The 12,893-nt window shown below is 75.1% G+C and carries 13 protein-coding genes and 1 pseudogene; 10 read left to right on the top strand and 4 right to left on the bottom strand.

The annotated features are described in order from the left end of the window. Positions 1-3 precede the first annotated feature (3 nt). Positions 4-1,785, top strand: coding sequence for an ABC transporter ATP-binding protein (locus GVV04_RS22685; protein ID WP_161690576.1), 1,782 nt, complete (start codon positions 4-6; stop codon positions 1,783-1,785). Positions 1,786-1,898: 113 nt separating this feature from the next. Then, positions 1,899-2,651 (top strand): DUF2470 domain-containing protein, encoded by a 753-nt coding sequence (locus tag GVV04_RS22680; RefSeq protein WP_161690575.1) that lies wholly within the window; start codon positions 1,899-1,901, stop codon positions 2,649-2,651. Between the two features lie 90 nt (positions 2,652-2,741). Here GVV04_RS22680 and GVV04_RS22675 read toward each other — a convergent pair whose 3' ends face one another. The 3 genes from GVV04_RS22675 to GVV04_RS22665 are packed head-to-tail and all read right to left on the bottom strand — an operon-like array spanning position 2,742 to position 4,906. Further along, positions 2,742-3,335: a TetR/AcrR family transcriptional regulator gene (locus tag GVV04_RS22675; RefSeq protein WP_161690149.1), complete on the bottom strand. Its 594-nt coding sequence runs from the start codon at positions 3,333-3,335 to the stop codon at positions 2,742-2,744. A gap of 36 nt (positions 3,336-3,371) precedes the next feature. Beyond that, positions 3,372-4,127 (bottom strand): ABC transporter permease, encoded by a 756-nt coding sequence (locus GVV04_RS22670; protein WP_161690147.1) that lies wholly within the window; start codon positions 4,125-4,127, stop codon positions 3,372-3,374. Beyond that, positions 4,124-4,906 (bottom strand): ABC transporter ATP-binding protein, encoded by a 783-nt coding sequence (locus tag GVV04_RS22665; protein ID WP_235966713.1) that lies wholly within the window; start codon positions 4,904-4,906, stop codon positions 4,124-4,126. The genes GVV04_RS22670 and GVV04_RS22665 overlap by 4 nt, the downstream gene beginning before the upstream one ends. Before the next feature lie 106 nt (positions 4,907-5,012). Here GVV04_RS22665 and GVV04_RS22660 point away from each other — a divergent pair, with 106 nt between their 5' ends. The 6 genes and pseudogenes from GVV04_RS22660 to GVV04_RS22640 all read left to right on the top strand — a co-directional run bounded on the left by GVV04_RS22660 (position 5,013) and on the right by GVV04_RS22640 (position 10,021). After that, the gene (locus GVV04_RS22660; RefSeq protein ID WP_161690145.1) at positions 5,013-5,414 is read left to right on the top strand and encodes a MerR family transcriptional regulator; all 402 of its coding nucleotides are present in this window, start codon (positions 5,013-5,015) and stop codon (positions 5,412-5,414) included. Further along, a complete protein-coding gene (locus GVV04_RS22655) occupies positions 5,411-6,415 on the top strand; it encodes an aldo/keto reductase (RefSeq protein WP_161690143.1) in 1,005 nt (334 codons plus the stop codon). Before GVV04_RS22660 ends, GVV04_RS22655 begins: the two co-directional genes overlap by 4 nt. 89 nt (positions 6,416-6,504) lie before the next feature. Then, positions 6,505-7,227 (top strand): annotated as a pseudogene (locus GVV04_RS34475) (phosphoribosyl-AMP cyclohydrolase); the annotation flags it as partial. A gap of 180 nt (positions 7,228-7,407) precedes the next feature. Continuing rightward, complete coding sequence (gene hisI / locus GVV04_RS33340) at positions 7,408-7,845, top strand: phosphoribosyl-AMP cyclohydrolase (RefSeq protein WP_328822539.1); 438 nt, start codon at positions 7,408-7,410, stop codon at positions 7,843-7,845. Next, positions 7,842-9,395: an anthranilate synthase component I gene (locus GVV04_RS22645; protein WP_161690139.1), complete on the top strand. Its 1,554-nt coding sequence runs from the start codon at positions 7,842-7,844 to the stop codon at positions 9,393-9,395. Before hisI ends, GVV04_RS22645 begins: the two co-directional genes overlap by 4 nt. Before the next feature lie 89 nt (positions 9,396-9,484). Beyond that, positions 9,485-10,021: a Trp biosynthesis-associated membrane protein gene (locus tag GVV04_RS22640; RefSeq protein ID WP_161690573.1), complete on the top strand. Its 537-nt coding sequence runs from the start codon at positions 9,485-9,487 to the stop codon at positions 10,019-10,021. A 7-nt stretch (positions 10,022-10,028) separates the two neighbouring features. Here the strand turns inward: GVV04_RS22640 and GVV04_RS22635 are convergent, their stop codons facing one another. Next, the gene (locus tag GVV04_RS22635; protein WP_161690137.1) at positions 10,029-10,286 is read right to left on the bottom strand and encodes a hypothetical protein; all 258 of its coding nucleotides are present in this window, start codon (positions 10,284-10,286) and stop codon (positions 10,029-10,031) included. A gap of 523 nt (positions 10,287-10,809) precedes the next feature. Between GVV04_RS22635 and trpC the strand changes: the two genes are divergently transcribed. Together trpC and trpB are read left to right on the top strand one after the other, a co-directional pair. Beyond that, positions 10,810-11,613, top strand: a complete 804-nt coding sequence (gene trpC, locus GVV04_RS22630) for an indole-3-glycerol phosphate synthase TrpC (protein WP_328822538.1) — start codon at positions 10,810-10,812, stop codon at positions 11,611-11,613. 40 nt (positions 11,614-11,653) lie between these two features. Further along, positions 11,654-12,889 (top strand): tryptophan synthase subunit beta, encoded by a 1,236-nt coding sequence (trpB, locus tag GVV04_RS22625; protein ID WP_161690133.1) that lies wholly within the window; start codon positions 11,654-11,656, stop codon positions 12,887-12,889. Positions 12,890-12,893 lie beyond the last annotated feature (4 nt).

Below are 12,893 nucleotides of genomic sequence, written 5' to 3'. Positions count from 1 at the left end.
AGCGTGGAGGAGGCGGAGCGGCAGGCGACGGAGCCGGCCGAGAGCACCTGGCAGACCCTGCGGCGGGGGCTGGCCCTCTCCCCGGAGCTGCGCGCCGGCCTGGCCGGCACGCTCGCCCTGGCGTTGATCTACATGGTCGGCCGGGTGGCCGTGCCGGTGGCCGTGCAGCAGGGCATCGACAAGGGCATCGTCGGTGGGCTCGACCTGGACGTGGTGTGGACGGTGGTCGCCGTCGCCGTCGCCGTGCTGGTGGTGACCACCACCTGCGGGTACCTGATGATGCGGCGGCTGTTCACGGTCAGCGAGACCGCCCTGGCCAACGTGCGCACCCGGGCGTTCCGGCACGTGCACGACCTGTCGATGCTGCACCAGCAGTCCGAGCGGCGCGGCTCCCTGGTCTCCCGGGTGACCAGCGACGTCGACCAGATCACCCAGTTCCTCCAGTGGGGCGGGGTGATCCTGATCGTCAACCTCGGTCAGCTCGCGGTGACCACGGTGGTGATGCTGGCGTACTCGTGGCAGCTCACCCTGGTGGTGCTCGCCGCGTTCGCGCCGGCGGTGCTGGTGATCCGGCTGCTCCAGCGCCGCCTCGCCGGGGCGTACGGGGTGGTCCGGCAGCGGATGGGGACGCTGCTCGGGACGATCGCCGAGAGCGTGGTGGGGGCGCCGGTCATCCGGGCGTACGGGATCGCGGGGCGGACGGCCCGCCGGCTGGACGTGGCGATCGAGGGGCAGCGGCAGGCCCAGCAGCGGGCGATCCGGATCAGCATCCTGGGCAGCTCGGTGGGAGAGCTGGCGGCCGGGCTGGCGCTGGCCGGCGTCGTCGTCCTCGGGGTCACCCTCGGGGTGGACGGCACCCTGTCGGTCGGCCAGCTCACCGCGTTCCTGTTCCTGGTGACGTTGTTCATCCAGCCGGTGCAGATCGCCACCGAGGTGCTCAACGAGGCGCAGAACGCGATCGCCGGCTGGCGGCGGGTGCTCGACGTGCTGGACGCCGTTCCGGACGTGGCCGATCCGGCCGAGCGGGGGCGGGAGCTGCCGTCCGGCCCGCTGGACATCCGCTTCGCCGGGGTGGGTTTCGCCTACCCGGGTGGCCCGCCGGTGCTGCACGACGTCAGCCTGGAGATCCCGGCCAAGAGCCGGGTGGCCGTGGTGGGCGAGACGGGCAGCGGCAAGACCACCTTCGCCAAGCTGCTCACCCGCCTGATGGACCCGACCGGCGGGGAGGTGCTGCTGTCCGGGGTGCCGCTGTCACAGGTCCGGTTCGCCTCGTTGCGCACGCGGGTGGTGATGGTCCCGCAGGACGGCTTCCTCTTCGACGCCACCGTCGGGGAGAACGTCCGGTTCGCCCGTCCGGAGCTGACCGACGGCGAGCTGACGGCGGCCTTCACCGAGCTGGGGCTGGCGGACTGGCTGGACGGGCTGCCCGCCGGGCTGGACACCCCGGTCGGCGAGCGCGGCGAGGCGTTGAGCGTGGGTGAGCGGCAGCTCGTGGCGCTGGCGCGGGCGTACGTCGCCGACCCGGACCTGCTGGTGCTGGACGAGGCGACCAGCGCGGTCGACCCGGCCACCGAGGTCCGCCTGCAGCGCGCCCTGGACGCGGTGACCCGGGGCCGGACCACCCTCGCGATCGCGCACCGGCTCTCCACGGCGCAGGCCGCGGACGAGGTGATCGTGGTGGATCGGGGCCGGATCGTGCAGCGCGGCCCGCACGACGAGCTGGTCCGCGAGCCGGACTCGGTCTACGGGCTGCTCTACGCCTCCTGGCTGGAGCAGACCCGCTGACCGGGCGGACCGCCGGAATCGGCAGGGCGGTGGACGTGGGGGGCGCGGGTGGTCTACGGTGCCACTTAGGTAAGCCTAACCTTCGGAGGTGGGTCATGCGCCCCAGCACCGCCCTGCGGCCCAGTCCCGCCGAGATCGTCCGGACCCTGGCCGCCGGCCGGCTGCCGGGCCTGGCCTACCTCGCCCAGCGGCCCGGCCCGTTCCACGTCCGGCACGTCACCGACGCCGAGGGCCGGGTGCTGCTGCTCGTGCCGGTGCACAGCGACCTCGCGGCGGCGTTGCCGCCGGGCGACGACGTCGCCGTGGCGCTCGACGTGCTGGACCTGCCGCCGGCGGCCGGCGCCCCGTCGCTGGGCCGGGCCTGGGTCTCCGGCTGGGCGGCAGCGCTGCACGGCGACGCCGCCCGCCACGCCACGCTGGACTACGCCGAGGTGGACCCGACGGGCGACCTGCTCGACGTCGGCACCCGGTTCCGGCTGTACCGCTTCGAGGTGGCCGAGGCCCGCCTGGAGCGCCCCGACGGGCTGCTCCGGATCGACCCGCTGGCGTACGCGGAGGCCGAGCCGGATCCGCTGCACCCGGTGGAGGCGGAGCTGCTGGCCGAGTTCGCCGTGCACCACGGCCGGGAGATGACGGCGTACGTCCGGCGGCAGCTCGGCCTGGTCGACGCGGCCCGGGCCGACCCGCCCCGGGTGGTGCGGGTCGACCGGTACGGCCTCGTGGTCTCCTTCGGTTCCGGCGGCGCGCGGCGGCGGGCCCGGCTGGCCTTCCCGAGCCCGGTGGCCGACCACGGCGAACTGACCCGACTCCTGCACCCCGTGTACTGCCGGCACGCCGAGTCACCCCGCCTGCCCGGCCCGCTCTGACCGGCCCGCCTTGCCGGCCCGCTCTGCCCGGACTGCGCTCGCCGCAGGCGTCCCCGCCCGCCGGCTCCGCCGGAGGCGTTGACCGGGGCCCTACGAGAGGTCGCCGCGCAGGTACCGCTGGACCGTGGGGGCGATCGCGGCGACCAGGGTCTCCGCCGGTGCGGAGGCGACCGGCTCCAACCGGATCACGTGCCGCATCATGGCCAGCCCGATCATCTGGGCGGCGACCAGCGACCCCCGCAGCGGCCGTTCGGCCGGGTCGACGTCGAGGTGGTCCAGGACTCGGCGCAGCACCTGGGTGACCAGGAACTCGCGCAGCAGCCGGGCGGTCCACTCGTTGCTCACCCCGGATCGGAGCAGGGCCACGGCGCCGGCGCCCGCAGGGGAGTCCCAGACCTCCAGGAACGTGCGGACGAGCCGCTCGCCGACGCCGTCGGCCTCCCCGCCGAGCATCCGGGGGAGCAGCTCGCCGGGGTCGAGCGGGGCGTCCATCGCGGCCAGGAAGAGCCGGTCCTTGCCGCCGAAGTAGTGGTGCACCAGCGCCGGGTCCACCCCCGCCGTCCCGGCGATCGACCGGATCGAGGTCGCGTCGAAGCCCCGCTCCGCGAACGCCGTGCGGGCCGCGTCGAGGATCGCCTCCCGGGTGTCGGGGTTGCCGGGTCGTCGACCGGTCCGCCGCGCCATCGCCGCCCTTCGCTCGTCCGTCGTCGTGCCGGCGGCTCAGCCGCTGCGCCGGCGCAGGGTGGCCGCGGCGAGCACCAGCGCCAGCACCACCGCGCCGGCCACCACCCCGAGGTCCCGCCACATCGTGCCGGTCGGGTCGGCGTGCGCGCCGACCTCCTGCAACGCCTCGACCGCGTACGACAGCGGAAGGGCGTAGCTGATCGCCTGGAGCCAGCCGGCCATCTCGTCGCGGGCGACGAAGAGCCCGCAGAGCAGCAACTGGGGGATCACCACGACCGGCATGAACTGTACGGCCTGGAACTCGGTGCGGGCGAACGCGCTGCAGAACAGCCCGAGGGCCACCCCGAGCACCGCGTTGACCACCGCGATCCCGATCACCAGGGCGCTGCTGCCGGCGGTGGTCAGCCCGAACACCCCGTACGCCAGGGCCGCGGCGATCGCGGCCTGCCCGGCGGCGGCGACGCCGAACGCGATGCCGTAGCCGAACAGCAGGTCGAGCCGGCCGAGCGGGGTGGTGAGCAGCCGCTCCAGGGTGCCGGAGGTGCGCTCGCGCAGCATCGCGATGCTGGTCACCAGGAACATGATCACGAACGGGAAGACGCCGAGCAGCACCAGCGCCACCCGGTCGAACATGCTCGGCCGCCCGGGTGGGGTGGGCTGGTCGGCGTACATGAAGTAGACGAGGGTGAGCAGCAGCGCCGGCACCACCACGAGCAGGGCGACGGTGCGCCGGTCGTGCCGGAGCTGGCGCAGGATGCGCCCGGTGGTGGCGGCCAGGATGCGCGGGCTCACGACACGCCCCCGTCCGGGCCGGTCGAGCGGCCCGTGTCGTCGGCCGTGGCCTCGGCCGTGACCCCGGTCGTGCCGCCGGCCCGGATCAGGCGCAGGAACGCCTCGTCGAGGTCGTCGACCCCGGCGGCGGCGCGGACCGCGTCCGGGGTGTCGTCGGCGATCAGCCGGCCCTCGCGGATCAGCAGCAGCCGGTCGCAGCGGGCCGCCTCGTCCATCACGTGGCTGGACACCAGCAGGGTCGTCCCGGTCGCGGCGAGGGCGTGGAACCGGGCCCACAGGTCGGCGCGCAGCACCGGGTCCTGCCCGACGGTCGGCTCGTCGAGGACGATCAGCTCCGGCTCGCCGACCAGGGCGCAGGCCAGCGACGCCCGGCTGCGCTGGCCGCCGGAGAGGGTGCCGACGAGCTGGCCGGCCGCCTCCGCCAGCCCGACGTCGGCCACCGCCCGGTCCGCCTCGGCCCGGCCCCGGCCCTGCAGGACGGCGAAGTAGCGGGCGTTCTCCCGGACGGTGAGGTCGGCGTACACGCTGGGCGCCTGGGTCAGGTAGCCGACCCGGCTGCGCAGCGGTGCCGAGCCGGCCGGGTGGGCGAGCACGGTCACCGAGCCGGAGCGGACGGTCTGCACGCCGACGACGGCCCGCATCAGGGTGGTCTTGCCGCTGCCGCTCGGCCCGAGCAGCCCGGTCACCGAGCCGCGCGGCACCGCGCAGCTCACGCCGTGCAGCACCCGCCGCCGGCCCCGCTCCACGACCAGGTCGCGGACCGCAATCGCGTGGTCCATCGTCACCTCCGGATTTCATCACCCAATGAAATCAACGCTAGATGAATTTCTCCCCGTGCACAACGGGGTTGACTTCGAGTGCGCTCCAACTGGCAGCCTGGGTCGCGTGGACGTCAGCACGCACGAGATCGGCCCGCCGGAGACCAGCCTCTCCGTCGGCGGGGCGGCCGAGATGGTCGGCCTCACCACCTACACGCTGCGCTGGTACGAGCAGGAGGGCCTCGTCGCCCCCGTCGGCCGGGACTCGGCGGGCCGCCGTCGGTACACCGCCGCCGACGTGGAGTGGCTGCGCCTGCTCACCCGGCTGAGGCGCACCGGGATGCCGGTGCGGGACATGCGCCGCTACGCGGAACTGGCCCGGCAGGGCGACCGGACGCTGGCCGCCCGTCGGGCGCTGTTCGAGGCGCACCGGGACCGGGTGCGCAGGCAGATCGGCGAACTGGAGGAGGACCTCAAGGTGCTCAACCGCAAAATCGACATGTATCAGCGGGCGGAGGGCTGCGGATGAGGCGTCGACGGATGGGGGCGCACGGGCCGGAGGTCTCGGCGCTCGGCCTCGGCTGCATGGGGATGAGCTTCGCGTACGGCGGCGCCGACGACGCCGAGTCGACCCGGACCCTGCACCGGGCCCTGGACCTCGGGGTCAACCACCTCGACACCGCCGACATGTACGGCCAGGGCGCCAACGAGCGGCTGCTCGCCCCCGTGGTCCGGCAGCGCCGCGACGAGGTCTTCCTGGCCACCAAGTTCGGCAACCGCACCAGCGGCGGGTCCTTCGGCGGCACCGGCACCCCCGGGGCGTACGTCGACAGCAGCGCCGCCTGGGCCCGCCAGGCCTGCGACGCGTCGCTGGCCCGGCTCGGGGTGGACACCATCGACCTGTACTACCTGCACCGGCGCGACCCGGCCACCCCGATCGAGGAGACCGTCGGGGCGCTGGCCGAGCTGGTGGCGGCCGGCAAGGTCCGGTTGCTCGGGCTGTCCGAGGTGAGCCCGGCGACCCTGCGGGCGGCGTACGCCGTGCACCCGGTGGCCGCCGTGCAGATGGAGTACTCGCTGTTCACCCGGGACGTCGAGGGCGAGATGCTGGCCACCTGCCGGGAACTGGGGGTGGCGCTGGTGGCGTACTCGCCGGTGGGTCGGGGCCTGCTCACCGGGGCGATCACCCACCGCGACCAGCTCGCCGCCGGCGACTGGCGAGCCGGGGCACCCCGGTTCGCCGAGGGTAACCTCGACGCCAACCTGAAGCTCGTCGACGAGGTCAGGGCGGTGGCCGCCGAGGTCGGCCGCACCCCGGCCCAGGCCGCGCTGGCCTGGTTGCTGGCCCAGGGCGATGACGTCCTGCCCATTCCCGGCACCAAGCGGGTTCGCTACCTGGAGGAGAACGCCGCCGCGGCCGACCTGCGACTCAGCGCCGAGCAACTGACCCGGCTGGGCGAGGCGGTGCCGCAGGGTGCCGTGGCCGGCGAAAGGTACCCCGAGGCAGGAATGAGAACGACCGGGCACTAGCCTCCGGACCGGGCACTAGCCTCCGGACCCGGACAGCCGGTCCGGCATCGGGCATTGCGCCCCGAACGGGCGTACGGCACGATGGCGCGGTGGGTCACGCTGCGTCACCTGAAGGTGGGTTCCTCGACGACTGGGCCGCGCGGCTGCGGCAGGCGGCCGAGCGGCCCGTCGTCGGCATCCTGCTGCGCGGCAGCCACGCCCGGCGGGCCGCCACGACGCACAGCGACGTCGACCTCGACGTGCTCGTCACCGACGGGCGGCCATCCCGGTCGGCCGGCCCACCGATCAACGCCCCGTACGCCGCCCGCCGCGCCTATCTCGCCGAATCCGGCGGTCGGCTGACCCACGTCTCGGTGGCGGTCCGGGACGTCCGCTCCTGGCTGGTCCGGCTGGCCGAGCCGGCCGACTGGGCGTTCGGGTTGCCGGTCACCACGCCCACCCGGCTGCTGTGGGCCGACGAGCACTGGCGCGACCGGATCGACCTGACGGTGCTCTGCCAGCCCGCCGACGAGCCGCGGCTGGAGGAACTGATCGCCACTCTCGGTAAGGTCGCCGGGGCCCGGGCCCGGGAGGACCACCTCGGCGTCCGGCTCGCCGCCGCCGACCTGGCCCGGCTCTGCCCGTCCGTGCTCCGGCTGGCCAACCCGTCGGTGCGGGTGGTGTCCCGGCGGGCCGCGTTCACCGCCGCCCTCGACCTGCCGGTCGCCCCGCCCGGGTACCGCGACGACATGCTGCTCTGCCTCGGCGCGCGGCCCGGCTCCACCGGGCAGCTCTGGGCCGCCGCCGGGCGGCTGGTCACCGGCACCGTCCCGCTGGTCCGCCCGTACGCCGACGAGATCGCCGCGGTGGCCGGCGCGGACCTGGCCGACGCCCTCGTCGACGGGCGGCTGGACCGCTACCTCGCCCAGCTCACCGGCGTCGCGACGGCCGTACCACGGCCACGGCGGGAGCCGTCGCCGGTGCCCGCGCCGCGTGCGGGACAATGGGTCACTGTGCCCGTACCTGACGCGCCGTCGACCGGCGCCAACGCCCCTGCGAACCCGTCGGCGGCCGGTGCGCCGACCGGCCCGTCCCGGCTCGACCCGGCCGTCGCCGCCCGGCTGCGCCGCAACCCCGACGGCCTCGTGGCCGCCGTGGTCCGCCAGCACGACACGGGCGAGGTGCTGATGGTCGCCTGGATGGACGACGAGGCGCTGCACCGCACCCTCACCACCGGCCGGGCCACCTACTGGTCGCGCAGCCGGCAGGAGTACTGGGTCAAGGGCGCCACCTCCGGCCACCACCAGCACGTCCGCTCGGTCGCCCTCGACTGTGACGGCGACGCGCTGCTGGTAAGCGTCGAGCAGGTGGGCGCGGCCTGCCACACCGGCGAGCGGACCTGCTTCTTCACGGAGCTTCCGGTCACCTCCACCCCGGGAGACCCCTCATGACCGACGGCTCCGTCAGCCCGGACCGGGTCACCTTCGCCGACCTGGCGGCCCGCTGGCGGGTCGTCCCGGTCACCCGCCGGCTGCTCGCCGACGCGGAGACCCCGGTCGGGGTGTACCGGAAGCTGGCCGGCGGGCCGGGCACGTTCCTGCTGGAGTCCGCCGAGCAGGGCGCCGGCCCGGCCGGGTCGGCCTGGTCGCGGTACTCGTTCATCGGGGTGCGCAGCGGCGCGACGCTCACCGAGCGGGACGGGGCCGCGTACTGGACCGGCCAGCCGCCCGCCGGGCTGCCCACCGGGGGCGACCCGGTCCGGGTGCTGCGCGAGACGGTCGACGCCCTGGCCGGCCCGGCCTGGGACCCGGCCAGCGGCATGCCGCCGCTCACCGGCGGCATGGTCGGCTACCTGGGGTACGACCTGATCCGCCGCTTCGAGCGGCTGCCCGAGCTGACCGAGGACGACCTCGGCGTGCCCGAGCTGGGCATGATGCTCGCCACCGACATGGTTGTCCTCGACCACTACGACGGCTCGGCGATCCTGATCGCCAACGCGGTGCTCCCGCCGCCGGACGAGCCGGACCGCGACGCCCTGGTCTCCGCCGCGTACCACCACGCGGTGGGGCGGCTGGACGCGATGACCACCGCGCTGTCCCGGCCCATCCCGCCGATGATCTCCACGGTCGACAGGCCGGCGGTCGGCGAGGTGGTCAGCCGCACCGAGGAGGGCGGCTACCCGAAGGCCGTCGACGCGGCCAAGGAGGCGATCCGGGCCGGCGAGTGCTTCCAGATCGTGCTCGCCCAGCGCTTCGAGCGGCAGACCCACGCCGACCCGCTGGACGTGTACCGGGTGCTGCGCACCACCAACCCCAGCCCCTACATGTACCTGCTGCGCTTCGACGGCTTCGACGTCGTCGGCTCGTCGCCGGAGGCGCACCTGAAGGTGAGCGCCGGCCCGGACGGGCAGCGCCGGGCGCTGCTGCACCCGATCGCCGGCACCCGCCCGCGCGGCGACGATCCGGAGGAGGACGCCCGGCTCGCCGCCGAGCTGCTCGCCGACCCGAAGGAACGCTCCGAGCACGTGATGCTGGTCGACCTGGGCCGCAACGACCTGGGCCGGGTCTGCCGGCCGGGCACCGTCGAGGTGTCCGAGTTCGCCACCATCGAGCGGTACAGCCACGTCATGCACATCGTCTCGACCGTGGTCGGCACCCTGCGGGAGGACCGGACGGCCTTCGACGCGCTCGCGGCGACCTTCCCCGCCGGCACCCTGTCCGGTGCGCCGAAGGTCCGGGCCATGGAGATCATCGAGGAGCTGGAGCCGGTCCGGCGCGGCCTGTACGGCGGCACCGTCGGGTACTTCGACTTCGGCGGGGACCTGGACATGGCGATCGCCATCCGCACCGCGCTGATCCGCGACGGCCGGGCGTACGTGCAGGCAGGCGCCGGGGTGGTGGCCGACTCCGACCCGGCCGCCGAGGACCAGGAGACCCGGAACAAGGCCGCCGCCGTGCTGGCCGCCATCGCCGCCGCCGAGACCCTCCGGCCGGCCCGGTGACCGGCCCGGCGAACGGCCCGGCGAACGGCCCGGAGACTGCGGCGGGGGCCGGCGGGGCGGGCGTCCCGGCCGCGCGGCGGCGGCGCGAGATGACGTACGCGGTGCTGCTCTGCCTGGCCGGGGCGGGCCTGGCGCTGTGGGCGTCGACCCGGACCTGGTCGGTCGAGCTGACCGTCCGGCCCACGCCGCTGCCGCCGGTGCGCGAGGCGCGCACCGGGGCGGGGCTGCTGCCCTGGCTGTCGGCGCTGGCCGTGGTCGGGCTGGCCGGCGGCGGCGCGGTGCTGGCCACCCGGGGGTCGTTGCGCCGGCTGATCGGCGCGCTGCTGCTGGCGCTCGGCGCGGTCGTGGCGGCCGGCGGCGGGTACGGCCTGGTCGCCGCGTTCGACGGTGAGGTCAGCCGGCAGTGGCCGGCGCTGTGCCTGGTCGGCGGGCTGCTCGTCGGTGCGGGCGGGGCGCTCACCGCACTGCGCGGCGCGGGCTGGCCGGCGATGGGGGCCCGCTACGAGCGGCCGGCCCGGCGGGCCGCCACCGAGCCGGGGCCGGCGGCGGCCGGGCCGGTGACCGGGCGGCGCACCACCGAGGCGTGGGACGCGCTGGATCGCGGCGAGGACCCGACGGCCGGCTGACGGGCGGTCAGCCGACCTGTTGGCGCTCGCGGGCGGCGGCCCGGGTGGCGACCAGCTCGGCCACCAGCCGGTCCAGCTCGGCGCGCTGGTCGGCGCGGGCCCGGTCGGCGCAGACCGCCTCCCAGGCGTTGCCGCGCGCGGTACGGATCCGGCCGTCCCCCACCACGGCGCGCTCCAGGGTGTGCACCACCCCGGCGGCGAGCGACGCGACGGTACGGGAGATGGTGGTCAGCCCGATGGCCGGGTTGGGCTCGGTGTTGCTCATGGTCACCCCGCACGAAGATCGTTCCGACGGTTCCGGGCTGCGCGTCGCCGCGCCACCCGACGCCCCGAGCAGGCGCGTAATCGAGTCTGCCCGAGAAGGACGATGCCCGGCTCACGTTTCGCCCCGGTCACCGGCACGTCAACTCTCCCCCGGAGCCGGCGACCTGGACAGGGCCGTTCCGCCTTGACCTTCGTCACAGCACCCACCGAGATGCGCGGGGGGTGGGCGCGGGCCGACAATGGTCGAATGGGAATGGGTGTCCGTCGATGGGCCGACCGGCGCACGCGCCGGCTGCGGGGTCACCGCGATCGACGGGCGCGGTGGCGCTGCGTGATGCGGTGTTCACCGGAAGTCGGGCATTATGCCGCAGCCCATTTCGTGAGGAGCGCCATACCCCCGGCATCCGGTCCCAGGTGGCGCCACCTAGCATCGGCCCATGACACCCGGAGAGGGGAGTCCGTTGGTGACTGCTGACCATGCGCACGCGGAGGGGGACGGGGCCGGTCAGGCGGCGTCCGGAAGCGTGCTCGACGAGATCCTGGCCGGTGTCCGCGAGGACGTCGCCCGGCGGCAGGAGCAGATTCCGCTGGAGCGGATCCGCGAGCTGGCCGCCGCCGCGCCCCCGCCGCTGGACGCGTACGCGGCCCTGCGTCGGCCCGGCGTGGCCGTGATCGCCGAGGTGAAGCGCTCGTCGCCGTCCAGGGGGCAGCTGGCCGAGATCGCCAACCCGGCCGAGCTGGCCGCGGAGTACGCGGCCGGTGGCGCCCGGGCGATCAGTGTGCTCACCGAGGGGCGCTGGTTCGGCGGGTCGCTGGACGACCTGGCCGCCGTCCGGGCCGCGGTGAAGGTCCCCGTGCTGCGTAAGGACTTCGTGGTCTCCAGCTACCAGGTGCACGAGGCCCGCGCGCACGGCGCCGACCTGGTCCTGCTGATCGTCGCCGCGCTGGAGCAGAACGCCCTGGTCGGGTTGCTGGAGCGGATCGAGTCCCTCGGGATGACCGCGCTGGTCGAGGTGCACACCGAGGAGGAGGCCGACCGGGCCATGGAGGCCGGCGCCCAGGTGATCGGGGTCAACGCCCGTGACCTGCGTACGCTGGAGGTCGATCGCTCGGTGTTCGAGCGGATCGCCCCCGGCCTGCCCAGCAGCGTCGTCAAGATCGCCGAGTCCGGCGTGCGCGGCCCGCACGACCTGATCCGGTACGCCTCGGCCGGCGCCGACGCCGTGCTGGTCGGCGAGGGCCTGGTCACCCAGTCCAGCCCCCGCGACGCGGTGGCCGGACTGGTCAACGCCGGCAACCACCCGGCCACGCCCCGCCCGGCGCGCTGACCCGCGTCGGGGCGACAAGCAGCAGCGAGAGGACACCGCGATGAGCGCCAACGCCCCGGCCCCGACCGGCCAGCTCCCCGACGCCGCCGGTCACTTCGGCCGGTTCGGCGGCCGGTTCGTCCCGGAGGCGCTCGTCGCGGCGCTCGACGAGCTGGACGCGGCGTACCGCAAGGCGATGGGCGACGAGTCGTTCCTCGCCGAGTTCGACGGGCTGCTGCGCGGCTACGCCGGCACCCCCTCGCTGCTCTACCCGGCCGAGCGGTTCTCCGCGAAGATCGGCGCGCGGGTGCTGCTCAAGCGGGAGGACCTCAACCACACCGGGGCGCACAAGGTGCGCAACGTGCTCGGCCAGGCGCTGCTGACCAAGCGGATGGGCAAGCGGCGGGTGATCGCCGAGACCGGCGCCGGCCAGCACGGCGTGGCCACCGCGACCGCCGCCGCCCTGTTCGACCTCGACTGCGTGGTCTACATGGGCGAGGTCGACACGCGGCGGCAGGCGCTCAACGTGGCCCGGATGCGGATGCTCGGCGCCACCGTCGTCCCGGTCACCGCCGGCTCGCGCACCCTCAAGGACGCGATGAACGAGGCGATGCGGGACTGGGTCGCCAACGTCGACGACACCCACTACCTGATCGGCACCGCCGCCGGCCCGCACCCGTTCCCCGAGATGGTCCGGGACTTCGTCCGGGGCATCGGCGAGGAGGCCCGCCAGCAGTGTCTCGACCTGACCGGCGCGCTGCCGGACGCGGTCGCGGCCTGCGTCGGCGGCGGCTCCAACGCGCTGGGCATCTTCCACGCCTTCGTCGGCGACCCCGGCGTGCGGCTGTACGGCTTCGAGGCCGGCGGCGAGGGCATGGAGACCGGGCGGCACGCGGCCAGCATCACCGGCGGCTCCTCGGGGGTGCTGCACGGCACCCGCACGTACGTGCTCCAGGACTCCGACGGGCAGACCATCGAGTCGCACTCGATCTCGGCCGGCCTGGACTACCCGGGCGTCGGCCCGGAGCACGCGTGGCTGCACGACAGCGGCCGGGCGACGTACACGCCGGTGACCGACCGCGAGGCGATGGCCGCGTTCGAGCTGCTCTGCCGCACCGAGGGGATCATCCCGGCGATCGAGAGCGCGCACGCGCTCGCCGGCGCGTTGAAGATCGCCCCGGGGCTCGCCGCCGAGCTGGGCCGGGAGCCGCTCATCGTGGTCAACCTCTCCGGCCGGGGCGACAAGGACGTGCACACCGCTGGCGAGTACTTCGGCATCCTCGACAAGGAGCAGTGAGAGC

The sequence above is a fragment of the Micromonospora rubida genome (assembly GCF_009908295.1).
Taxonomy (GTDB): domain Bacteria; phylum Actinomycetota; class Actinomycetes; order Mycobacteriales; family Micromonosporaceae; genus Micromonospora; species Micromonospora rubida.
The sequence above is the reverse complement of the archived record's forward strand: the minus strand, read 5'-3'. Positions and strand labels throughout refer to the sequence as shown.

Excerpts from the sequence above, each read along its gene's own strand:
- trpB (WP_161690133.1), top strand. The coding sequence starts at position 11,654 with ATGAGCGCCAACGCCCCGGCCCCGACCGGCCAGCTCCCCGACGCCGCC.
- GVV04_RS22645 (WP_161690139.1), top strand. The coding sequence starts at position 7,842 with ATGACCGACGGCTCCGTCAGCCCGGACCGGGTCACCTTCGCCGACCTG.
- GVV04_RS22640 (WP_161690573.1), top strand. The coding sequence starts at position 9,485 with ATGACGTACGCGGTGCTGCTCTGCCTGGCCGGGGCGGGCCTGGCGCTG.
- GVV04_RS22675 (WP_161690149.1), bottom strand. The coding sequence starts at position 3,335 with ATGGCGCGGCGGACCGGTCGACGACCCGGCAACCCCGACACCCGGGAG.
- GVV04_RS22665 (WP_235966713.1), bottom strand. The coding sequence starts at position 4,906 with ATGGACCACGCGATTGCGGTCCGCGACCTGGTCGTGGAGCGGGGCCGG.
- GVV04_RS22635 (WP_161690137.1), bottom strand. The coding sequence starts at position 10,286 with ATGAGCAACACCGAGCCCAACCCGGCCATCGGGCTGACCACCATCTCC.
- GVV04_RS22655 (WP_161690143.1), top strand. The coding sequence starts at position 5,411 with ATGAGGCGTCGACGGATGGGGGCGCACGGGCCGGAGGTCTCGGCGCTC.